Genomic DNA, 21,246 nt, shown 5'->3' with positions numbered 1-21,246 from the left:
CACTTGCAAGCCGTACTCTATATTTGTCATGGCAGCAGAATTAAAAGAAGTAATGAACAAGCATTTAATCTATTAAATCAGTTAAAGGTACGTGTATCAGCTCCAATTCAAGAGGTTTGTTTTTTAGAGCTAGCATCTCCAAATATTGAACAGGGACTTCAGCGATGTGTTGAAAAGGGTGCGACAAGTGTGGTTATCATTCCATTTCTGCTTTTATCGGCTACACATGCAAAGGTTGATATTCCAACTGAAGTGAGAAATTCTGTAATAAAATATCCTTATCTTCAAATTATCTATGGGAAACCCCTCGGTGTACATGAAAAAATGTTACGAGTTGTTAAAGAACGGATTGAAGAAAAGGGCTATCACAAACCTCAAAAAACAAGAGTGTTATTTGTGGGAAGAGGAAGCAGTGATCCATTACAGATCCAGACTTTCAGGACAATAGCGGAGAACCTTAAACAACAATATTCATATAAGTCTGTTGATGTCGCTTTTTTGGTAGGTGCGGACCCTTCCTTATCAGATGGTTTAACTTTGTTTTCTCAGGAAGATAGCTACGATAAAATAGTTGTCCCTTATTTGCTATTTGCAGGGAAACTACTAGAAAATATACAAGGAGAAGCTAACAAGTTTCAACTCTCAGTATGTGACCCACTCGGTGAGCATTGGTTATTAGGTGACGTCTTACAACAACGTATTATAGAAGCAATAAAGGAAGGTGTATGTATTTGAAACATATAATAAAGGATATTGCCAAAGGACGTAGAGGTTCAAAAGATCTCAGTTACGAACAAGCAATTGAGGCTGCTCAAACAATTGCAACTGGGCAGTCTACAGATGTACAAACAGCTGCATTTCTTATAGCACAACGAATGAAAGAGGAAAAACCTGAAGAACTACAAGCATTTGCTGAAGTTTTTTCACATAAGACAGTTCATCTTAACTTAGAAAAATCTATAAGAGAAAAATTAGTCGATTTTGCAAGCCCGTATAGTGGGAGGAATTCATTTTATGCAACGATCCCAGTGAGCATTTTATTAGCAGAACGAGGAATTCCCGTTTTTCTGCATAGTAGTGATTCTTTACCACCTAAATATGGGACGTCTTTAAAGCAAGTGTTTGAGAATTTAGGGATTATTAATCAATCAGAAAAGTCACAACTTGAAGAACAAATTTATTCACATCAAATAGCTTTCGGTTATACTGATTCTTTTTGCAGTCAATTGGTTCAATTAAGAAGTATACGTGAAGACTTGTCAGTAAGAACTCTCTTTAATACAGTAGAAAAATTATTAAATATTGCTCAAGCAGAAACGATTATGTTTGGAGCTTTTCATCGAACAGCCATTAATAAGATACTACCAATGTTACCTCAGTTATCGTTCCGTAAAGCATTTGTTGTACAAGGAATTGAAGGTTCAGAGGATGTACCAACACATCGAAATAGTTTTGTCTTTGATAGTTCAGGTGATGAACCGCAGTCATTTATCATCCGTCCATCTGATTATCATTTAGATGAAGATGAAGAAGTGTGTACGAAAAAGCTAGCATTGGATGAACAAGTAGAGATCATTCAATCTATTTTAGATGGACAAGTTACGAAAACGAATAAACCTTATGTTTCACAAGTGTTGCTAAATGCGGGACTACGCTATTATCTATTAGGTTATGAGCAATCAATGGAAGATGGTATAAACTACGCCCGTGCTCAATTAGAATCGAGCAAAGGAATGAGACATTTGCAAAGTTGGAAAACTTCACAAATTCGATAATCGAGGTACAAATCTTGATTATCGAATTTGAAAAATGTCTTTGTGCGTTAATTTGCTATTCGTACAAAAAGTGTATAACATACTTATAAATGTGTCTTAGTCAATTGATGCATCTATAGGGGTGATTGTATGCAAGTTATAAATTCAGAAGGTGAATTTATAAGTGTTAAAGGAATCGATATACACTATCACTATTTTCAACATGCTGATCAGAAACGACCAACACTTGTTTTATTGCATGGTTTTTTAAGTTCATTATTTAGCTTTAGAAAGTTAATCCCATTAATAAAAGAACATTATTCAGTGCTTGCATTAGACTGGCCACCTTTTGGTTTAAGTGGTAAGGTGAAAAATTTCACATATCGTACGGATTATATCGCAGCAGTTATCGTCGAAATGTTTGAATTGTTATCAATCGAAAAATTCGTCCTTGTCGGTCACTCAATGGGTGGACAAGTTGCATTAAAAATTGCTTCAATTAAACAAGAAAAATGTCAGTCCCTTATTTTAATTGCTGGATCTGGTTACATGACAAAATTCCCTAGAAAGATTAAAACTGCAACTTATATTCCATTTTTTCCTTTTATATTAAAGGGGTATCTTCAAAAAAAGGGTGTAAGAGGCAATTTAAATGATGTTGTGTACAACAAAAAAATGATTGATGATGAGATGGTCAAAGGATACGAGGAACCGTTTATGAAACGGGGAATGTTAACAGGGATGACTCGTTTTTTACGGCATCGTGAAGACGATTTGTCATCAAAACAACTTCAAAATATTCATGTTCCAACCCTTCTTATATATGGTGAGCAAGATGAGATCATCCCAGTGAAGATAGGCCAACGTTTAGCGAATGATTTGCCATATTCCACTCTGAAGTTGCTACCGAAAACAGGTCATCTCATACCAGAAGAAAGAGCAGAGGACACATTTAAGTTAATCCACGAGTATTTAGCCTCTATAACGATTGCTTCTCAATAAAAGTTACTTAACATTTAATTCATTTGCTACATATGCATATTTCGTGTTTTGTTCAGGGGGGCTTCTATCCCCCTGTTTTCAATATATGTGTTTTCATTGTCGCGATCAACTTGTATTAAATATTTACATAGTGCTAAAATATTAATTCTTTAAATATGCTTGGATTTCTGAAACCTTTAATGAATGTTATACGTAAGTAACAATATAAAGCGAAATTTTATTATTGAATAAAGTAATTTCTGTTAATAATAGGTAAGTGAGCTTATATAGTAATGATTGCTTAGTCATTTCACCAATAGCACATAGAAGATTATAGTTGTGATAGGTTTATATGAACATATAATAACTTAAAGGAGTGTGAGACGTGTGATTGATAAAATAATAAAAAAGCTCTTGAAATCTGGACGACATTATTCTTCATTCTCGAGTAGCGATTATAGAAAGCGCTCGATGCATAAGCATCATCGCTCTCATTATGATTATGGTCATCACCATTACAAACGTAAGAAGAAAAGTTTTTTTTCTAGTTTCTTTAGTAGTTAATTAAGTTCATGAAGAGAGCTAAACAAATCATTGAACGATTAATTTTTGACCGTCCGATTAAAATCGGAACACGAGTAGCAAATAGATACGAAATTTGCTCTTTTATCGGCCAAGGTAGTTATGGTCTTGTCTATAAAGTAAAAGATCATGAGTTAAACGATATTTGTGTCCTAAAACAAGCAAGAAGAAGTCGTAAGAAAAGTTATTTGCGTTCTCCATTTCACTATGAGCGTATCTCATTACAAAAACTTGTGTTATATTCATACTTTCCAAATGTTAGAGAAGAGATCGTTGAAAATGATCATTACTTTTTAGCGGAAGATATCATTGAAGGCAAGACGTTTGAAGAAATTGTATTTCATGATCACAAAATGTATTCAGTTAATGAGGCATTTACTATTCTACAACAACTGTTAGAAATTGTGGAAGTAATGCATGAAAATCAAATTGTTCACCGTGATTTAAGGCTACCAAACATAATTGTAAATGGTGACATGATAAAGGTAATTGATTTTGGCTTATCACGGTCGTTGGTTAATCAAAAAAAACATGTGCAATTAAACTCTCATCAATGTATAGACGAAAAACCATTAATGAGAGAAATTGCACCTCAAAGTGATTTGTATGCATTAGGACATACAACATTATTTCTATTATACTCAAGCTTTCAACCGCATAATCGTAAAGAGGAATCTTGGGAAGAAGAGCTTACGTTACCGAATGATGCTGTATCAATCATACGTAAATTGTTACAACGTGAAACTCCGTATCGGACAGCTTCTGAAGCAAGAAGAGAAGTAGAAGCGTTTCTTTTTAATTCAATCACACCATGAAATATTGCTTATTTTGTACAAGTAAAGATCATAAGTTAAAATAAGTGCACATTGAGAAGTGTGAACAGCATACAAATCACTTTCAATATGTATAAATTAACGAGGCAGCATAGATACGCTGCCTCGTTGTTTTAATTTAAAATATTAAATAGTTCATGTAAGCTCTTAATTTCATATGTTGGTTTAATTTCTGTTTCATTTTTCTTATTGTGTCTGTTGATCCAAACAGATTTCATGCCTACTGCATTTGCCCCTTTAATATCAGTAAGTAAGTTATCACCAACCATTAATGCATCAGTCGTATCAATGCCAGCTTTAGAAAGGACGTGTTCGAAAATTGTTGGATCTGGTTTCCCTCGGCCAAATGCTCCTGAGATTATAATATGATCAAAATATGGAGCGATTTCAGGTGTAATAGTTAGCTTTTCATTTTGTAGTTCAGGTGAACCGTTTGTAAGTAAGATTAATTGATATGTCCCAGTAAGCTTGTCTAATATATCAAACGTTTCTTCATATACAAATGGGCTCTCTCGGCGTTTTTGAGGGAAAATTTCTGCAAGTTCTTCACCAAATGCTTCATCATTTATTCCCATTTTTTTAAGACCATTTATCCATGCATTTTTCCGATATTGTGGTACTAGTGCACTTAGTTTATTAAAGTTTTCTTCATCATCACCGAAATTTCCCCATAATCCTTCGAATGGATTAATGCCAATCATTTGTGTGAATGCAAATGTTTCATAGGATTGATACAGTTCTCTTGCGGCTTCACGCACTGCGTTTTCAAATTCTTCAGCATTAAGTTGATACTTTTCAGTAGCAAGTTGACACGTTTTCTCGAAGGCTGTTTTTACACTTTTTGCGTCCCAGAGTAACGTATCATCTAAATCAAAAATAAGCGTCTTCATTTGTATTAGCTCCTCTATGTATAGATTGTATATCTGTTAATTATGAAAATAATTGTAACATAGACATGCCGTCTTGCGTTGATGAAATAGTGAATAGAGGTAAGATCGCTTAAAAACAGTCAAGATGTTATAATTTTAACAATATGGTAAAATAAGGTTGTTTTATAGTGAATTTTCCAATTATGATTCCTTTGTTGGGCTGGGAGCTTCATCCTCATCTCGTGTTTGAGATGCTTGCGTACTTCATTGGTTTTCGAGTTTATTTATTCACGAGAAATAAAGACAAGATACCATTTGAACAGTCTATTTGGGTAGTAGTCGGAGCAGAAAGATCATAACGATCACATTCCTACAAAGAAAAAAGAAATTTTATTAGGAATAGGTTACACATTTGTGTTACATTCACTATTATTTTTGTATCCTATGGCTTTCTTTTTTATCGGATTATCTCAGCTTATCTATATGATTCCAGCATTAATATGGGCAGCATATAAAAAACGCACATCACTCTTACAAGGTATGTTAATCGGTATGGGAATTACATTTCTAGTAAACTCAGCATGTTTTGGAATTATATTTGGTGGTTATTAAGTATATAAATAAGATGACAATGATTGCTCATATGTTACGAGATGCATATCTTTAGCGAATCATTTCAGGGCATGTTATAATACGACCATCTTAAATACAGTAATAAAGTATCTTCTGAAAGGTGTGGAGGAAGTGACAGGTAAAAATAATTCTTTGAAAAAGGCAACATTTGCAGGTGGATGCTTCTGGTGTATGGTTAAACCATTTGATCAATATGATGGTATTGAATCGGTTGTATCAGGTTATACAGGTGGACATGTACCAAATCCTACATATAAAGAAGTATGTACTAATACAACAGGACATTATGAAGCGGTTCAGATTACGTATGATCCAACCGTTTTTCCATATGAGAAGATACTTCAAATATTTTGGCAACAAATTGACCCAACCGATGCTGGTGGACAATTTGGGGACCGTGGGGATTCATATAAAACAGCGATTTTTTATCATGATGATGAACAAAAAGAAATAGCAGAACAATCAAAACGAAACCTTGAAGAAAGTGGGAAATTCAAAGCTTCTATCGCAACGGAAATAATACAAGCGAGTGAATTCTATCCAGCTGAAGAATATCATCAAGATTATTATAAGAAGAACGCGACACATTATGAGCTATATCATGTTGGTTCAGGTCGTAAAGGTTTCATCGATAAACATTGGAGTGATCATAAGTGAAAAACAACGAAGAGTTGAAAAATAAGTTATCACCTATGCAATATAAAGTAACACAAGAAAATGGTACAGAACCTCCATTTCAAAATGAATATTATTCACATGAACAAGAAGGGATTTATGTTGATATCGTATCTGGAGAAGCACTTTTTTCGTCTAAAGATAAATATGATGCAGGATGTGGTTGGCCCAGCTTCACACAACCAATTGATAAGTCACAAGTAACGGAACATTTTGATACGAGTTTCGGTATGAGACGTACGGAGGTTCGTAGCAAGGAAGCTGATTCACATTTAGGTCATGTTTTTACAGACGGACCAAAGCCTAGTGGTGGTTTACGTTATTGTATCAATTCGGCTGCTTTACGCTTTATTGCAAAGGACGATCTTGAAAAAGAAGGTTACGGCGAGTATATAACATTATTTAAGTAGAGCCCCGCTTTTGTGGGGCTTTTCTTTATGGATTATTTATCACGTTTCAACTGACGCTAAGACTCCCACTTCAAAACTTAGAAGAATCAACGAATTTTAACTGCGATAGGGCTGTAGTCATATCCTTGTGGTATAAGCGTCGGTAATTACCTGATTGGTTCAACTAACCATCAGTAGGGATGAAGAAAAAACCTACTGATGGAAGCTTCACTTTATTGTTACATTATGCCTTTTCATAATGTTGTAACAATTTTTGGATTTCTTGAACAGAATCTGGATTGACGAGAGCAGATAGATCGCCAGTGTCCTTACCAAGAAAGGCTGCTTTCATAATACGTCGCATAACTTTTGCATTTCGAGTTTTTGGCAAGTCATTTACGAAGTAAATAGATTTTGGTTTTAAAGCTTTGCCCATTTGTTTTCCAATATGCTCAATTAATTCCTTTTGAAGGTTTGTATCTCTATTATTTCTTTCATGTAATACAACAAAGCAAACCGCTGTTTCCCCTTTGATCTCATCAGGTATGCCGATTGTTCCTGCTTCAATAACTGCTGGGTGATCAACAAGTACACTTTCCATCTCAGCAGGTCCGAGTCTTTTTCCAGCAACATTTAATATATCGTCAGAACGTCCAGTAATCTTCCAAAAACCTTGATTGTCTTTTACTACCCAATCTCCGTGGACCCAAATGTCTTTCCAACGATTCCAATATGTCTGTTCATAACGTTCTGATTCGTTCCAGAACCCCTGTGTCATACCTACCCAAGGTTTTGAAATGACGAGTTCACCAACTTCATTTAATACTGGTTTACCTGAATCATCATATACGTGTGCAGCCATACCAGGAATAGGGGAGTTAAAGCTTATCGGTTCGATAGGGCGAACGAGCACGTTTCCTAATATCCCACCGGAAATTTCAGTACCTCCTGAATAATTGAAGATTGGAATTTGTTGTTTACCTACTTTATCAAATAACCATTCCCAAGGTTCGACATTCCAAGGTTCACCCGTTGATGCGATAACTCGTAGTTTCTCTAACTTGTACGGTGCAATCCATTTTTCTCCTTCATGCATAATCGAACGTATTAGGGTAGGTGAAATACCTAAATGTGTAACATTATGTTCATCAGCTATTTTCCAAATGCGGTCAGGATTTGGAAAATCTGGAGTGCCTTCAAACAGTAAAATTGATGCGCCATTAATAAGTCCCCCAAATAATAAGAACGGCCCCATCATCCAACCCATGTCGGTATACCAAAATAGACAATCATTTTTTTGGACATCCATGGCAATTCCAGCATCAAACGCAGCTTTTATAGGAAACCCAGCATGTGTATGTACGGCGCCTTTGGGTCTACCTGTTGTCCCTGATGTGTAGATTAGCATGAGAGGTTCATCTGGATTCATTGCTTCAGTATTATTTAGAGGTTTTTGATCAACTAATGTTTGATAGTCAATGTCTCGTTCTTCATTCCAAGGTATTTCTGTTCCTAAACGGCGAATGACGACCACTTGTTTTAAGGATGGTGTTTGAGAAGCTGCTTTATCAGCTTCTGTCTTCATTAGTACGGTTTTGCCGCGTCGTTTAAAACCATCAGCTGTAATGAGAAAAGAGCACTTTGCAGCATTCATCCTTACAGACAAAGCATCAGTTCCATAACCAGAGAATGCAGGGGCAGAAATAGCTCCAATCTTTGCGATCGCAAGCATAACAACAACTGTTTCAGGCAACATTGGCATATAAATCGTTGCAACTTGTCCTTTATGTAAACCAGCAGACTTTAATCCGTTTGCTACACGCGAAACTTTGTCATTTAATTGTTCAAAAGTATAAGTAATTGAATTACCATCATCACTTTCCCATATAAGTGCATTCTTCGTCTGCATTTCCCCATTTTTTGCCCACTTTTCAACGCATTCATGAGCAGCATTTAATGTAGAGCCTGTAAACCATTTAGGCCACTTGATTCCATCATCAAGTTCTAACACATTTTGGAAAGGGTGGAACCATTCAATTCCTAATTCTTTAACAGCTTCCTCCCAAAAAGCTTCTGTTTGCTGAACTGAATAATCGTAGAATTGTTCATAATCATCAAATCCCAATTTTTCCATCCACTTATACAACCGTGTTTGTGTTGTTAGTTGATTATTTGGCACCCATCTCACTGTAAACTCTCCTTTATTTGAATATTCTAAATAAAAACGCTTACATTCATTGTAACAAGTTTAATCTATAAAATCACCTTTGATCCTAATTAATTTTAATTGTGAGAAGTGCCGTTTCCGTTGTGAGACAAGGTTCATAAAATAATATGATAAGGAGGGAGGTGAAATCGTGATAGAACAAATCTTTCAAGAAGTAAATATTCACCCCCAGTTAGTTATTGTAGTACCTGCATTAATGGTTGTTGGTTATGCATTGAAGGTTACCCCATTTATAAAAGATTGGATGATCATATGGGTTTTGTTGATTTGTGGAGTCATTGCTAGTGGCTTAAGGCTCGGTTTTGATGTTAATGGTATTGCCAATGGGCTGATTGCCGCAGGCGCAGCAATCACAACACATCAATTTTTCAAACAAAGTATACAGAAGAAAAAATAACGAGATCTCTGTTAACCGTCTAGTCATCTTTTTTTATTAATAATAATGAATAAGAACAATGATTATATGGAGTTGGGAGTTATGACATATAGTGAGTGGGTTTAAGAGAGGCGAAGTCAAATTGACAACGCCTGCTCTTGTAAAAATGGGTTTTGCTGTAGATTATGCAGTTGGGTAATAACTACTTCTTTTTGTTGCTTGTTCAGTGATGTTCGGGTGAAGTGTCTTGTGTTCGACTTCCTTAATAGTAGGATGTTGAATTTCAGGTTTGTAATCTTGAGTATGTTTATTTTCCATGAAAACCCCTCCTTACTCATAGTATTTCTTATGAATAAGAGAAATAAAAACGGTAAATATTTCTCGGGAAAGCGCATATCATGACAACATTCTGTATTAATTGTCAAAATTATAATGAAAATTTACAATTATTAATTTTTAAGAGTGAGTTAACAAGCATGCTATAATGTTAATGTTATTTATTAAGAAAATATGAAAAATTTATTAAATTTACATAATCAATAGTAGGTTTATAACACATACACCAAATGTATTGAATGCAAAAGGAGAAGCAGACGATGTTTAAACATTTACACATGAAATTAATTATAATCTTTACAACGCTTATAATCGTAACATTATCATCAGTGTCACTCATCACATCAACACAATTAAAAAAGAATATTAGTAAGGAAGCGATAGGACAAGCTAGTTCAATTGCTGAAAGTATGAGTGAGACGATTAATCTCTATGTAAATGAATTTTCAATAGCTTTATATCGCTATGAAACAGATGAGACCGTTTTGAACTATTTGCGCTCATTGTCCTCAAATGAAGTGAATGAGACAGCAGTACGTAATAGTTTTAAGAAATATCTTGAATTGAATCCTAATATCAGTCTTACATATATTGCAACACCTAATAAAACGTTGTTATTGGAGCCAGATGTGTCAGAACAATTGGAACCTGACTTTGATCCAACAACTCGACCATGGTACATAAATGCTGTAAATGAAGTTGAAAAGGTAACTTGGACAACTCCTTATATCGATGAAGCAACAGGTGATATTACAATTACGGGTTCTAAAGCGATTAGAAGTGGAAATCAAGTAATCGGAGTAATAGCATTTGATTTGAATCTACAGAAAATATCCGATTTGGTGAATCAATCAGATATTGGTTATGAAGGTTATACAGTGTTAATGGATGGACAAGGGGTAGCACTTGTCCATCCTACACTAAAAGGCGAGGACTTGACACAATATCCATTTATAAAAGAGATCTATGAATCCGGACAGAAAAATGGGCAAATTTTTTATGAATTTGAGTCAAAAGATAAAGTCCTTGTCTTTGATACAGTAGATGGAATTGGCTGGATCATTGGAATTGCGTATGATGAAAATAGCTTATATACAACTGCGAACAAAGCTCAATTAACGATCTTTCTAATATCTGCTTTTTCAATCCTGATTGCAATTGTAGTTGTTTATTTTGTATCAAAACTATTTGTAAAACCGATTATCTTATTGAAAGAACAAGTTAACCGTGTGGCTAAAGGAGATCTAACAGCACACGTAGAAGTGACATCTAAGGATGAAATAGGGCAATTAACTGATGATTTCAATAGTATGGTGCAACATATGCGCAAATTAATAAAAACTGTTGAAAGTTCTAGTGAGTATATTCGTCATTCGTCCGAGCAATTTCATTTAGTTTCAGAACAGACAGGAATGTCTGCATTTGAAGTGTCAAAAGCAGTCGAAGCAATTGCTAAAGGAACACAAGAATCAAGTACAGATGTTGATGAAACGAATAATCGAATGATGAATTTGTCTGAACAGATTGAAAACGTCAATAATTTTACAAATAAAATGGATGAACTTTCACAAAATGCCGAAGCTGTCACTCTAGACGGTATTCAACAAATGGACACTCTAAGAAGTAAGTCAAATCAATCAGGTGAAGTAACGGCACAAGTTGAATCTGTCATTCAAAGTTTAGCTAATAAAATTGAAGAAATTGGTCAAGTGATTCAATCGATTACGACTATCTCATCTCAAACGAACTTACTTGCGCTTAATGCCTCAATCGAAGCTGCTCGTGCAGGTGAACATGGAAAAGGTTTTGCAGTAGTGGCAGAAGAAGTTAGGAAGCTTGCAGAGCAGTCTGCCACTGCAACTGAATCAGTACATACAATTATTCATGATATCCAAGAAGAAGCGAAGCAAGTTGTTATTGAAATGGGTAATACGAAATCCGTTTCTAGTGAACAACTTATCGTTGTTGGACAAACAGAGGAAGCATTTAAATCAATTGCAAATATGATTCAAAAGATGATTGATGCTACGAAACATATCACTGAAGAAGTAGAACAAATTAATACGAACAAAGATGAAGTAGTAGGTTCTATTCAGAGTATTTCAGCACTTCTTCAAGAAACAGCAGCTGCATGTGAAGAAGTTAATGCATCAAGTGAAGAACAAGTGAGAGCAGTTCAATCAATTGTGACGTCAGCGGAACACTTAAACAAAGCTAGTAAAGAATTAGATGAACAACTACAAACCTTTAAAGCATAGCAAAACGTATGACTATTATATGAGAAGAGTTAAACCATCCATTATTTGGGTGGTTTTTTTCTTGACATTTGTACATCCTAACTTTGTAGGAGGAGATTAGATGACAAATAAACCAAATCGTCCCCAAAAAACGAATATGGAATTTGGAAATCAAGTTACAGGTAAACACCCAAAAAAAGACTTGAAAATGAATCAACAGAAGAGTCCAGAATCATAAGGAGTGAATAAAGTGACAAACAAAAACGATAATCGTAAGCGACAAAACAAAATGACTCAAGAAAAAGAAAGAATGGAGTTTGCTCAAGAATTTGACATTCAAAATGATCCAACACCAGAACGAAATGAGAAATATGGAAGTGAATCACATAAGAACTAGTCCCCATATGATTTGGGGACTTTTTATTTGTAACGATTTTGGAGTAGGTTGAAGAAATCATAAAAAGCAACATCAACTATATTCTTCTTTAAACAAAACAATTGAGGAATAAAACAACACAATATACAATATATACATGAAAAAATTAACGAACAGCCAAACAAAGATCAATTGTTTTAATTGTAAATACTTTCGAACAACTTGGAATCCTAATTTTCCACGTGCATGTCAAGCTTATGGATTTAAAGGTAAAATGATGCCATCTGATTATGTTTTTCATGCTTCAGGAAAGCGATGTGCAATGTTCGAACTGAAGAAAGGAAGAAAACTATGAACATTTATATTATAACTGGAGGTTCTAGGGGATTAGGAGCAGCGTTTGTAAGTGCCACGTTAAGGGACAGTAATAAAGTTATATCTATTGCCCGTACACGTAATGAGGAATTGGATAAGTTACAGTCAAAAAGAGTAGGGAAATTCATTCAATGTCAATTTGATATATCCAATATCAAGGAACTAGACGCACTAATAGACCAAATACTAGATGATAATGACATAATACAGGCTTCTACGATAACATTAATTAATAATGCAGGAATTTTACATCCTATGAAACCGGCAGAATCTTGTACAGCTGAAGAATTTCAACATATTTTAGCAGTGAACACTCTTGCACCTATGGCGTTAACTGCAGCATTTTTAAGAAAAACAGCAAAGTTTGGTGGAGAAAAGTACATATTGAATATTTCGTCTGGTGCGGGTAATACAAGCTATCATGGGTGGGCCGCTTATAGTACAACGAAGGCAGCTCTCAATCGCTTTACTCAATCGGTTGCCTTTGAAGAAGAAGGCAAAGATAATCCAGCGAAAATTATTTCTCTTGCTCCTGGTGTAGTTGATACAGATATGCAAGAGGAAATACGTAACTCTAATGAGGATAATTTTAAAGGTATTGAAAGGTTTAGAAAATTAAAAAATTATGGTCATTTATCTAATCCGAATGATGTTGCTTATAAAGCATTACAATGGTTAATAGATGAGCAATGTGAAAATGGTGGTATATACGATATACGCAACTTATAAAGTCCTGTGAAACAGGGCTTTTATTATTGGTATAGATAAATAAATGATAATGAGCTCAATTTGTATAAATTAATAGATTTCATGGAATGGATAGAATAAAAGGAGCATATTACTATTGTGACTGTCCTCTTTTTATCAAACTATCAATAGAATTTTGTTTCTTTACTTGCAACAAATTTTGTTGAAGTTTTAAAGATGTCGATGATTGGAGGTTGAGCTTAAAAATTTATTTGTAGAAACTAACAACACATACGTCAACGATTCGTCTGATGATTATGAGTAAATATAGGGGGAGAGAATATGAAAATAATAGTTGCTGGTGGGGATGGATTTTGTGGATGGCCAACTGCGTTGTACTTGTCTAAGCAAGGGCATGATGTAGCAATTATAGATAGTATCATTCGTCGCAAATGGGATGATGAACTACGTTCGAATTCTTTAACTCCAATTGCATCACTCGAAGCTCGTGTAGATAAGTGGGATGAAATTTCTGGAAATAGAATAAAAACTTATATTGGTGATATTAACCATTATGATTTTTTGCAGGAAGTTGTTCGTCAAGAGCAACCAGAAGCATTTGTTCATTTTGCTGAACAACGCTCAGCTCCATATTCAATGATAGATAGAGAGCATGCTGTTTTTACACAAGTAAATAATGTTGTTGGAACTTTAAATGTACTTTACGTCATAAAAGAGCTTGTTCCAGATTGTCACCTTATTAAACTTGGTACAATGGGTGAATATGGAACACCTAATATTGACATCGAAGAAGGCTATATTGAAATTGAGCATAATGGCCGAAAGGATCTATTACCTTATCCGAAACAACCAGGATCTATGTATCACTTGTCAAAAGTTCATGATAGTCATAACATCATGTTCACTTGTAAAGCATGGGGCATTCGAGCTACTGATTTAAATCAAGGGATCGTTTATGGATTACATACAGATGAAACTCAATTAGATGAAATGCTAATTAATCGTTTAGACTATGACAGTGTGTTTGGGACTGCGTTAAATCGCTTTATTATTCAAGCTGCAATTGGGCATGATTTAACGGTTTACGGAAAAGGTGGTCAAACAAGAGGGTTCTTAAATATTAAGGACACGGTACGATGCATTGAAATCGCTGTTGAAAATCCTGCAGATAAAGGCGAATTCCGTGTATTTAATCAATTTACAGAAGAATTTTCAGTATTAGAATTGGCTAAAATGGTTAAAAACGTAGCTAATAAAAAAGGACTGTCTACTAACGTTAGCCATATAGATAATCCACGAGTTGAACTTGAAAATCATTATTACAATGCTATGCATACAAAACTTCGAAATCTAGGCTTGGAGGCACAACTCTTAACAGATGAAGTTATCGGAAGTATATTAGACGTAGCATTAAAATATAAGGATCATGTAATTGTAAACAATGTCTTACCGACAGTAACTTGGAAATAACAGGAGAGATCATATGAAAGTTGCAATTATTACAGAAACCTTTTTACCATCTACTGATGGTATTGTAACTAGACTTTGTGAATCAATTAAATGGTTACGAAAAGAGGGACATGAAGTACTCATCATTGCTCCAGATTTAGGTGTTAATGAATTTGAAGGAGCACAGGTTGAAGGAGTGTCACCACGCTCCTTCTTTCTTTATAAAGACAAACCATTTGCATATCCAAGTCGAAAAGTGAAAGTAAAGCTTGACCAGTTTGCACCAGATATTGTTCATGTCGTTAACCCAGCTTTTTTAGGTCTTTCAGGTATTTATTATGCAAGAAAAAGAAAAGATCCTCTTATCGCCTCTTATCATACGAATGTACCTAAATATGCAGACTATTACAAAGTACCCTTTGTTAAGCCATTATTATGGTGGTATTTTCGCATGTTGCATAATAAAGCAGACCTCAATCTATGTACGTCAAAAACAGTAAAAGATGAATTGAATGAGAAGAAATTTAAAAATGTACACCTTTGGACAAGAGGTGTTGCTGTTGAGCGTTTTGGTCCAGAAAAGCATAGTGTAAACATGCGTAAGTATTTGACGAATCAGCAACAGAACAAGAGGTTACTATTGTATGTTGGTCGATTAGCTGCTGAAAAGGAAATTGAAAAGATTAGATGCGTACTAGATGAACATGAGCAATATGCACTTGCAATAGTAGGAGATGGGCCACATAGAGCTGCACTTGAAGAACATTTTAAAGGAACAAATACGACGTTTACTGGGTTTATGCATGGTGAGGAGTTAGCAAGTGTATATGCCTCTTCAGACGTATTCGTATTTCCCTCAACTACAGAAACGTTAGGATTGGTTATTCTTGAAGCGATGGCATCAGGTTTGCCAATTGTTGCAGCGAAAAGTGGGCCAACAGTCGAACAGATTAAAGATGGAGAAACAGGATTACTATACGATCCAAATGTAGAAAATAGCCTTGTTGAAACGATGATAAAATTAGAAGATGTCAAGCTTCGAACGAGGCTTGCAGAAAATGCTTATCAAATAGGTCAATCATATGGATGGGCTGAACCATCAAGACAATTGCTTTCGATTTATCAAAAAATTTTAGCTTAGCAATCAGTAGTTCTAGACAGAAAATATAGGTGAAGCCATGCACAAGAACAATAGAGAGTGGAATAATAAACTGCAATTTGTTCAATTTGGAATCATTGGTATTTCAAATGCGTTAGTTGACATTGTAACGTTAAATGTATTGTTATGGATGTACACTGGTAAATCCTATTTCGTACTAATAGTTATTAATACGATTAGTTATTGCATGGCGATTTTAAATAGTTATTATTGGAATTCAAAGTTTACGTTCAAACATTTTGCAACGTATTCTGCGAAAGAAAAAGTGGCTTTTACTATTCAAGCTGTCGTGAGTTTGTTCATTAGTAATGGTGTCTTCTTTGTTGCTATTTTAGTTTTTGAGTATACATCGTTTGCCCTCTTCTTTGAAAAGAATCTTGCAAAAGGATTAGCAATGCTTCTCTCGTCATTAGCAAGTTATTTCTTTATGAAAAAGTGGGTATTTGAATTGAGACACGTCAATAAATTATAGAACGTTAAACAAGTTATAATCGGCAAATAATCGATTAATACGAGGGTTAATGAGACCATAAATTTGAGTAGCATAGATTTTTTTTTGTGCTGGCTTTACATTCAAACTGTTAATAAACTGATTAATACGTATATCTACAAAATTCTCTACTTGTTGCTTGTAAAACAACTGTTTCTTTTGAAGTTTATTTGAAACTTCATTAATGATCTCATAAGCTATTTGAATAATTGTATAATCATCTTTTTCAATGAACTCTTGAATAGTCATAGTCTTCCCTCCTCAAGTTAGTAAGAATGCTATTAATTCATAAGTCACTTAATTCTTAGTATGTCTACTATATACCCTTGCTCCTCTAATTGTAAACAACGAGTTAAGTAATGTAACAAATATTACAACAATGTAAATTATATACGGAACATAAAAAGGGAGAGTTCGAGTAATTCATACATAAATAATTACTGTCTATATAAAAGATTGTTATAATGAAGAAAACTATAATGAAGGTTGATGTGTACGATGTGTTTAATTTTATTTGCTTATCAAAAACATCCTCAATATCCGTTAATTGTTGCAGCAAATCGAGATGAATTTTACGAGAGAAGGACGAGACAAGCCCAATATTGGTTAGATGCACCGAACGTATTAGCTGGTAGAGACTTAGAGAAATTAGGAACGTGGATGGGAGTCACGAAAGAAGGCAAGTTTGCTGCTTTAACGAATTATAGAAATCCAAGTGAAGAATCAAAGAGTCGTTCACGTGGTGAAATCGTAGCTGATTTTTTGACAGAGCATAAGCTTATAGATGAATATGTATCAAAATTAGAAAAAAGTAGGGGGCAATATCCAGGATATAATGTACTTTTTGGAACAGCGGAAAGGATGATGTATTATTCAAACGTTGAAAATACATCAAAAGAACTTCCATCAGGTATATATGGCTTGAGCAATCATTTGTTAGATACTCCGTGGCCAAAAGTTAGAAGAGGAAAAGAACAACTTCGTCAAGCTTTACAGAATGGTAATTTGCAGGAGAACTTGTTTAAGATCCTTCATGATCAGTTAATTGCAAAGGATGAGGATCTTCCTAATACTGGAGTTGGTTTAGAGTGGGAGAGGCTTTTATCACCGCTATTCATTCAATCAGAACATTATGGAACGAGAGCATCGACTGTACTGTTAGTTGATGTTAATGGTAATGTTCATTTTACTGAAAGAACATTCTCAAGCAGGGGTTTTGAAGAAGAAAACAAATATACGATCAGATTAAATTAATTCAGTTTTTTTACATAAAGAACAAATAAGAGCCGAGAAACCTTGTGATTAAGGTATTCATCGGCTTATTTGTATACTATTCATCAATTTGAATTGTAGATTTTTTGTATTTTTGTTTTGGTGTTTTTATTGTCAGTATTCCATTTTTGTATGAAGCAGTTGTTTTATCACCTTCAACAGTAAATGGAAGAGGGACAACACGTTCCATTCTTTGGACACGTCTCTCCTTACGATAGTAATTTTTTGTTTCATCTTCTTCTTCCAATAAATCATCATTTAAAACTGATATTTTAATAGCGTCATATAATGGATCGATTGTAATTTGTTCACGATTGATTCCTGGAAGATTCGCTTTAATTACAATATGTGTATCTGTTTCATATAAGTCAACGGGAATTGAAGGTGTGAAAGCAGCTTGATAAAAGAATGAGTCAATTGAATCTATCATCGAACGAACTGGACCTTGGTGAAAGAAATCATCAATTTGTCTCATTATTGGATGTGAAAGATGGTTTTGTTTATTATCGGTTTTTTTTTCAATATCAGACATTTTTAATTTCCTCCCTCACTTATTTTCCTATAAAAATGTATATACTCAATAGATAAAATATGTGAGGTAGAGTGTGATTGTGTATGTACACAAAAAAACGTACAGGAAAAATCCCCTGCACGTAATCATCGTATCCTATAGAAATTGGTTAAACCATTCTTTGAAAGTTTCTGCGTCATTTTCTCCTGAAATTCGATATGCTTCTTTCCCATTTTCGAAATGAATCATTGTTGGAGTACCTTTAATTTCGAAATCGTTCCAACCTTGTTCAAACTCTAAAACGTTATACATTTTTAAGTCAACATTAAGTTCATCTGCAACGGGTTTTAAAATAGGTGTTGTAACTTTACAATGACCACAAGTTGGACTGTAAAAGTATACTGTTACTGCTTCATTATTATTAAGCTTCTCGTCTAATTCATCAGGAAGGATTAAGTTCTCATAATTTGGATCTTTTAACTGTTTAACTGTTTCAGGGTGAAGGTCTGCCTTCCCATATGGGTTACCTTCTGCTTTTTGTGAATTTGCCATATTCGTTAATGATCCAATAATGATAAATAAGCCTACAATAATTGCACCGATGATTGCTATTTTCTTCATTTATTTTGAACTCCTTTCGTTACGCCAAACTGAAAATGTCATGATAATAATAATCGCAAAAGCGATAAGTGCTAACATTGGAATCGTGATAAAACCAAGCCATTGAATATATGTACTATTACAAGGTACGAAAGAGCATGAAGCTCCTTTTTCTTGAAATGCAGGTACCATTTGAATTGCATAATGATAGATAGAAAAGCATATACCGACCACACTTAAGATGAGGCTATAGATGCTAGCACGGTAGTCTTTTCGAATGATTGCTGCTCCGAGAATGAGCGTAATTGGGTACATAAAGATACGTTGATACCAACAAAGCTCACAAGGCGTATATTTCAGTACTTCAGAAAAAAATAGGCTGCCAGTTGTTGCTATTAAAGCAGCTATCCAAGCAATAAGTAATTGATTTTCATTAGTCAACCATTTTTTCATTTTGCTTACCTCTCATATAGGATAGGATACTTTATATATCTTAACGTGACGTGACAAGCATGACAAGTATTTAATATAAATTTCCATATTTCAGTTTAATAACGAATAAAATAGTACTAATGAGCAGTTAAATAGTAACTTTCATCAATTATTTCAAGCATTAATACTTAATAAACAGTTATTTATCATTGAATGGAACACGCTTTGTGTGAAAAATAAACATTAATAATGTGGTTTTTTATGGAGAATGATTCATAAGTGCAAAAAAATTTAAATTAAAATTCTTATATATTCAAGAGTATAGCTCATAAATAACTTGTGTCTTTTCCTATTGTATATTATTCTATTGTTTGCAGTTCGTAAAATCCTGCGTCATCAAAACTAGGAGGTTTATCCAAATGTCAGAATATTATCTACCAAGAAGCGGTCCAATGCCAAGACCGGAAAGCTCACAACAGGCAAAAGAAGTGTTGAAACAGGAATCCTTCCCTGCACCGAATGTTCAAGAAGTGACGTTTGATGCGTTGGAGTTTACAAGTGTTTGTCCCAAAACTTCGCAGCCAGATTTTGGCTCGGTTACCATTTCTTATGTTCCTGATGAGAGTTGTATCGAATCAAAATCACTGAAGTTTTATCTATGGTCATTTCGTGATGAAGGAGCATACTGCGAGTCATTAGCAGCACAAATTGCTGATGATATTGTTTATGCAATTGATCCGAAGCGTGTTGATGTAACTGTTTATCAAACACCACGTGGTGGAATTAAACTTAAAACAAATGCTGTACGTGAGAAATAAGGCAAATGGTGAGCTACACCTTCAATTGTTATTCTTAAGAGTAACAATTGAAGGTGTATTTTTTATGGTATATGTGAAACTATTTTGTTAATGCGTGTTGGTTGAGGAACAATAAATAACAAATATAAAATTAGTTAATTTCATTGTATGTAATGAAACTTTCATCTATATAATACGTAAATACTAGTAGATACATTGACTAAGAGTATTATGTACAAAATTGAAAGGGGAGATATATATGTCATTTTTCAAAAAGGTTTTTGCGAGTGTTGGGGTAGGAGCAGCAGAAGTTGATACACAGCTCGATCAAGATGTTTTAAAACCAGGTAACGAGATAACAGGTAAAGTAGTTATTAAAGGTGGCAGTGTTGAACAAAATATTGATTCCATTTATCTATCGTTAAATACGACATATATTCGTGAAGTAGATGATAACAAGGTTGAAGAAACAGGTGTTATTGGACGCTTTAAATTAACAGAGCCGTTTATGATTTCACCTGATGAAGTTAAGGAGATTCCATTTGCATTTAATTTACCTTTAAGTACACCAGTTTCAATAGGCCAGTCGCACGTATGGGTACAGACAGGTTTGGATATTAAGAATGCTGTTGATCCTAGTGATCGAGATTATATCCACGTTGAACCTCATCCGTTAATGCAAGCTTTCTTTACTGCACTCGATAATCTTGGTTTCAAATTGCATAGTGTTGAAAATGAAGTAGCACCAAAGATGTTAGGCCGCGATTTATCTTTCGTACAAGAGTTTGAGTTTATTCCTTATTCAGGACCGTTTAGAGGGAAATTAGATGAACTAGAAGTGGTTTTCTTACCGATTACTGAGGACGAGTTTGATGTCATGTTAGAAGTTGATAGACGTGCAAATGGATTAGGTGGATTGTTAAGTGAAATGTTAGATGTAGATGAGACAAAATTACGCATCCATTTAACGAGCGAGAATGTTGACCACCTACAAAATGACTTAGAATCACTAATTGCTCGATATAGTTAAGATAACTAAAGTAGTATCACTATTATCGTTTAGTACAAAAATGCAAGTTATATTTTTGCCCGCGTAGCCGACTACATTCAAATGATCATAGAGGATTCCATTATATAAATCGTTAATATGCATATGAAATATATGTATATTTATGATTTGTCAGT

The 21,246-nt window shown here is 34.4% G+C and carries 27 protein-coding genes and 1 pseudogene; 21 read left to right on the top strand and 7 right to left on the bottom strand.

The genetic code is table 11. From position 1 onward, the window contains the following. Nucleotides 1-3 precede the first annotated feature (3 nt). The 5 genes from BFG57_RS09155 to BFG57_RS09140 all read left to right on the top strand — a co-directional run bounded on the left by BFG57_RS09155 (nucleotide 4) and on the right by BFG57_RS09140 (nucleotide 4,132). Nucleotides 4-735 (top strand): sirohydrochlorin chelatase, encoded by a 732-nt coding sequence (locus BFG57_RS09155; protein ID WP_069717183.1) that lies wholly within the window; start codon nucleotides 4-6, stop codon nucleotides 733-735. Beyond that, a complete protein-coding gene (locus BFG57_RS09150) occupies nucleotides 732-1,775 on the top strand; it encodes an anthranilate phosphoribosyltransferase (protein WP_069717302.1) in 1,044 nt (347 codons plus the stop codon). Before BFG57_RS09155 ends, BFG57_RS09150 begins: the two co-directional genes overlap by 4 nt. A gap of 129 nt (nucleotides 1,776-1,904) precedes the next feature. Continuing rightward, the gene (locus BFG57_RS09145) at nucleotides 1,905-2,756 is read left to right on the top strand and encodes an alpha/beta fold hydrolase (protein WP_069717182.1); all 852 of its coding nucleotides are present in this window, start codon (nucleotides 1,905-1,907) and stop codon (nucleotides 2,754-2,756) included. 357 nt (nucleotides 2,757-3,113) lie between these two features. Next, the gene (locus tag BFG57_RS19630) at nucleotides 3,114-3,299 is read left to right on the top strand and encodes a hypothetical protein (protein WP_425388492.1); all 186 of its coding nucleotides are present in this window, start codon (nucleotides 3,114-3,116) and stop codon (nucleotides 3,297-3,299) included. Nucleotides 3,300-3,307: 8 nt separating this feature from the next. Beyond that, entirely contained in the window at nucleotides 3,308-4,132 is an 825-nt protein-coding gene (locus BFG57_RS09140) for a serine/threonine protein kinase (protein WP_069717181.1), read from the top strand. Between the two features lie 131 nt (nucleotides 4,133-4,263). Here the strand turns inward: BFG57_RS09140 and BFG57_RS09135 are convergent, their stop codons facing one another. Then, a complete protein-coding gene (locus BFG57_RS09135; protein WP_069717180.1) occupies nucleotides 4,264-5,040 on the bottom strand; it encodes an HAD family hydrolase in 777 nt (258 codons plus the stop codon). 167 nt (nucleotides 5,041-5,207) lie between these two features. On the opposite strand from BFG57_RS09135, the gene BFG57_RS18585 reads away from it, so the two are divergent. The 4 genes from BFG57_RS18585 (at nucleotide 5,208) to msrB (ending at nucleotide 6,737) form a co-directional block, all read left to right on the top strand. Then, entirely contained in the window at nucleotides 5,208-5,378 is a 171-nt protein-coding gene (locus tag BFG57_RS18585; protein WP_175428310.1) for a hypothetical protein, read from the top strand. Between the two features lie 85 nt (nucleotides 5,379-5,463). Then, nucleotides 5,464-5,631, top strand: coding sequence for a hypothetical protein (locus BFG57_RS18890; protein WP_175428309.1), 168 nt, complete (start codon nucleotides 5,464-5,466; stop codon nucleotides 5,629-5,631). Between the two features lie 192 nt (nucleotides 5,632-5,823). After that, on the top strand, nucleotides 5,824-6,309 hold the full coding sequence (msrA, locus tag BFG57_RS09125) for a peptide-methionine (S)-S-oxide reductase MsrA (RefSeq protein ID WP_069717301.1): 486 nt from the start codon (nucleotides 5,824-5,826) through the stop codon (nucleotides 6,307-6,309). Between the two features lie 35 nt (nucleotides 6,310-6,344). Beyond that, nucleotides 6,345-6,737, top strand: a complete 393-nt coding sequence (gene msrB / locus BFG57_RS09120) for a peptide-methionine (R)-S-oxide reductase MsrB (protein ID WP_069717300.1) — start codon at nucleotides 6,345-6,347, stop codon at nucleotides 6,735-6,737. A 223-nt stretch (nucleotides 6,738-6,960) separates the two neighbouring features. On the opposite strand, the gene BFG57_RS09115 is transcribed toward msrB, so the two are convergent. Next, nucleotides 6,961-8,850: an AMP-binding protein gene (locus BFG57_RS09115; protein WP_083249166.1), complete on the bottom strand. Its 1,890-nt coding sequence runs from the start codon at nucleotides 8,848-8,850 to the stop codon at nucleotides 6,961-6,963. 223 nt (nucleotides 8,851-9,073) lie between these two features. Between BFG57_RS09115 and BFG57_RS09110 the strand changes: the two genes are divergently transcribed. Further along, entirely contained in the window at nucleotides 9,074-9,340 is a 267-nt protein-coding gene (locus BFG57_RS09110; protein ID WP_245676726.1) for a phage holin family protein, read from the top strand. Nucleotides 9,341-9,502: 162 nt separating this feature from the next. On the opposite strand, the gene BFG57_RS19405 is transcribed toward BFG57_RS09110, so the two are convergent. Then, nucleotides 9,503-9,637: a hypothetical protein gene (locus BFG57_RS19405; protein WP_281186648.1), complete on the bottom strand. Its 135-nt coding sequence runs from the start codon at nucleotides 9,635-9,637 to the stop codon at nucleotides 9,503-9,505. 257 nt (nucleotides 9,638-9,894) lie between these two features. On the opposite strand from BFG57_RS19405, the pseudogene BFG57_RS19625 reads away from it, so the two are divergent. The 8 genes and pseudogenes from BFG57_RS19625 to BFG57_RS09080 all read left to right on the top strand — a co-directional run. Further along, nucleotides 9,895-10,971, top strand: a pseudogene (locus BFG57_RS19625) (HAMP domain-containing protein); the annotation flags it as partial. Beyond that, nucleotides 10,966-11,913, top strand: a complete 948-nt coding sequence (locus tag BFG57_RS19620; protein ID WP_425388496.1) for a methyl-accepting chemotaxis protein — start codon at nucleotides 10,966-10,968, stop codon at nucleotides 11,911-11,913. The pseudogene BFG57_RS19625 and the gene BFG57_RS19620, both read left to right, overlap by 6 nt. 229 nt (nucleotides 11,914-12,142) lie before the next feature. Next, the gene (locus tag BFG57_RS18885) at nucleotides 12,143-12,289 is read left to right on the top strand and encodes a hypothetical protein (protein ID WP_175428308.1); all 147 of its coding nucleotides are present in this window, start codon (nucleotides 12,143-12,145) and stop codon (nucleotides 12,287-12,289) included. Nucleotides 12,290-12,425: 136 nt separating this feature from the next. After that, a complete protein-coding gene (locus BFG57_RS09100; RefSeq protein ID WP_069717176.1) occupies nucleotides 12,426-12,623 on the top strand; it encodes a hypothetical protein in 198 nt (65 codons plus the stop codon). Then, entirely contained in the window at nucleotides 12,620-13,372 is a 753-nt protein-coding gene (locus BFG57_RS09095) for a (S)-benzoin forming benzil reductase (RefSeq protein ID WP_069717175.1), read from the top strand. The genes BFG57_RS09100 and BFG57_RS09095 overlap by 4 nt, the downstream gene beginning before the upstream one ends. 300 nt (nucleotides 13,373-13,672) lie before the next feature. After that, nucleotides 13,673-14,821 (top strand): NAD-dependent epimerase/dehydratase family protein, encoded by a 1,149-nt coding sequence (locus BFG57_RS09090; protein WP_069717174.1) that lies wholly within the window; start codon nucleotides 13,673-13,675, stop codon nucleotides 14,819-14,821. A 13-nt stretch (nucleotides 14,822-14,834) separates the two neighbouring features. Then, the gene (locus tag BFG57_RS09085) at nucleotides 14,835-15,941 is read left to right on the top strand and encodes a glycosyltransferase family 4 protein (protein ID WP_069717173.1); all 1,107 of its coding nucleotides are present in this window, start codon (nucleotides 14,835-14,837) and stop codon (nucleotides 15,939-15,941) included. Between the two features lie 37 nt (nucleotides 15,942-15,978). Then, nucleotides 15,979-16,431: a GtrA family protein gene (locus BFG57_RS09080; protein ID WP_069717172.1), complete on the top strand. Its 453-nt coding sequence runs from the start codon at nucleotides 15,979-15,981 to the stop codon at nucleotides 16,429-16,431. On the opposite strand, the gene BFG57_RS09075 is transcribed toward BFG57_RS09080, so the two are convergent. After that, complete coding sequence (locus tag BFG57_RS09075) at nucleotides 16,426-16,698, bottom strand: hypothetical protein (RefSeq protein WP_069717171.1); 273 nt, start codon at nucleotides 16,696-16,698, stop codon at nucleotides 16,426-16,428. The genes BFG57_RS09080 and BFG57_RS09075 overlap by 6 nt on opposite strands. Before the next feature lie 249 nt (nucleotides 16,699-16,947). Between BFG57_RS09075 and BFG57_RS09070 the strand changes: the two genes are divergently transcribed. After that, nucleotides 16,948-17,703 (top strand): NRDE family protein, encoded by a 756-nt coding sequence (locus BFG57_RS09070; protein WP_069717170.1) that lies wholly within the window; start codon nucleotides 16,948-16,950, stop codon nucleotides 17,701-17,703. A gap of 76 nt (nucleotides 17,704-17,779) precedes the next feature. Here BFG57_RS09070 and BFG57_RS09065 read toward each other — a convergent pair whose 3' ends face one another. The 3 genes from BFG57_RS09065 to BFG57_RS09055 all read right to left on the bottom strand — a co-directional run bounded on the left by BFG57_RS09065 (nucleotide 17,780) and on the right by BFG57_RS09055 (nucleotide 19,285). Then, nucleotides 17,780-18,253: an Hsp20/alpha crystallin family protein gene (locus BFG57_RS09065; protein ID WP_069717169.1), complete on the bottom strand. Its 474-nt coding sequence runs from the start codon at nucleotides 18,251-18,253 to the stop codon at nucleotides 17,780-17,782. Between the two features lie 135 nt (nucleotides 18,254-18,388). After that, the gene (locus BFG57_RS09060) at nucleotides 18,389-18,853 is read right to left on the bottom strand and encodes a thioredoxin family protein (protein WP_069717168.1); all 465 of its coding nucleotides are present in this window, start codon (nucleotides 18,851-18,853) and stop codon (nucleotides 18,389-18,391) included. Then, on the bottom strand, nucleotides 18,854-19,285 hold the full coding sequence (locus BFG57_RS09055) for a disulfide oxidoreductase (protein ID WP_069717167.1): 432 nt from the start codon (nucleotides 19,283-19,285) through the stop codon (nucleotides 18,854-18,856). It lies immediately after the preceding gene. Nucleotides 19,286-19,683: 398 nt separating this feature from the next. Here BFG57_RS09055 and queF point away from each other — a divergent pair, with 398 nt between their 5' ends. Beyond that, nucleotides 19,684-20,082 carry a preQ(1) synthase gene (gene queF / locus BFG57_RS09050; RefSeq protein WP_069717166.1) on the top strand — a complete coding sequence of 133 codons (399 nt, stop codon included), beginning with the start codon at nucleotides 19,684-19,686 and terminating at the stop codon, nucleotides 20,080-20,082. 238 nt (nucleotides 20,083-20,320) lie between these two features. Continuing rightward, nucleotides 20,321-21,091, top strand: a complete 771-nt coding sequence (locus tag BFG57_RS09045; protein ID WP_069717165.1) for a sporulation protein — start codon at nucleotides 20,321-20,323, stop codon at nucleotides 21,089-21,091. The last annotated feature ends 155 nt before the right edge of the window (nucleotides 21,092-21,246 follow it).

Source organism: Bacillus solimangrovi (assembly GCF_001742425.1).
In the GTDB taxonomy this organism is placed as follows: Bacteria; Bacillota; Bacilli; order Bacillales; family Bacillaceae_N; genus Bacillus_AV; species Bacillus_AV solimangrovi.
This window is presented reverse-complemented; position numbering and strand designations above follow the sequence as displayed.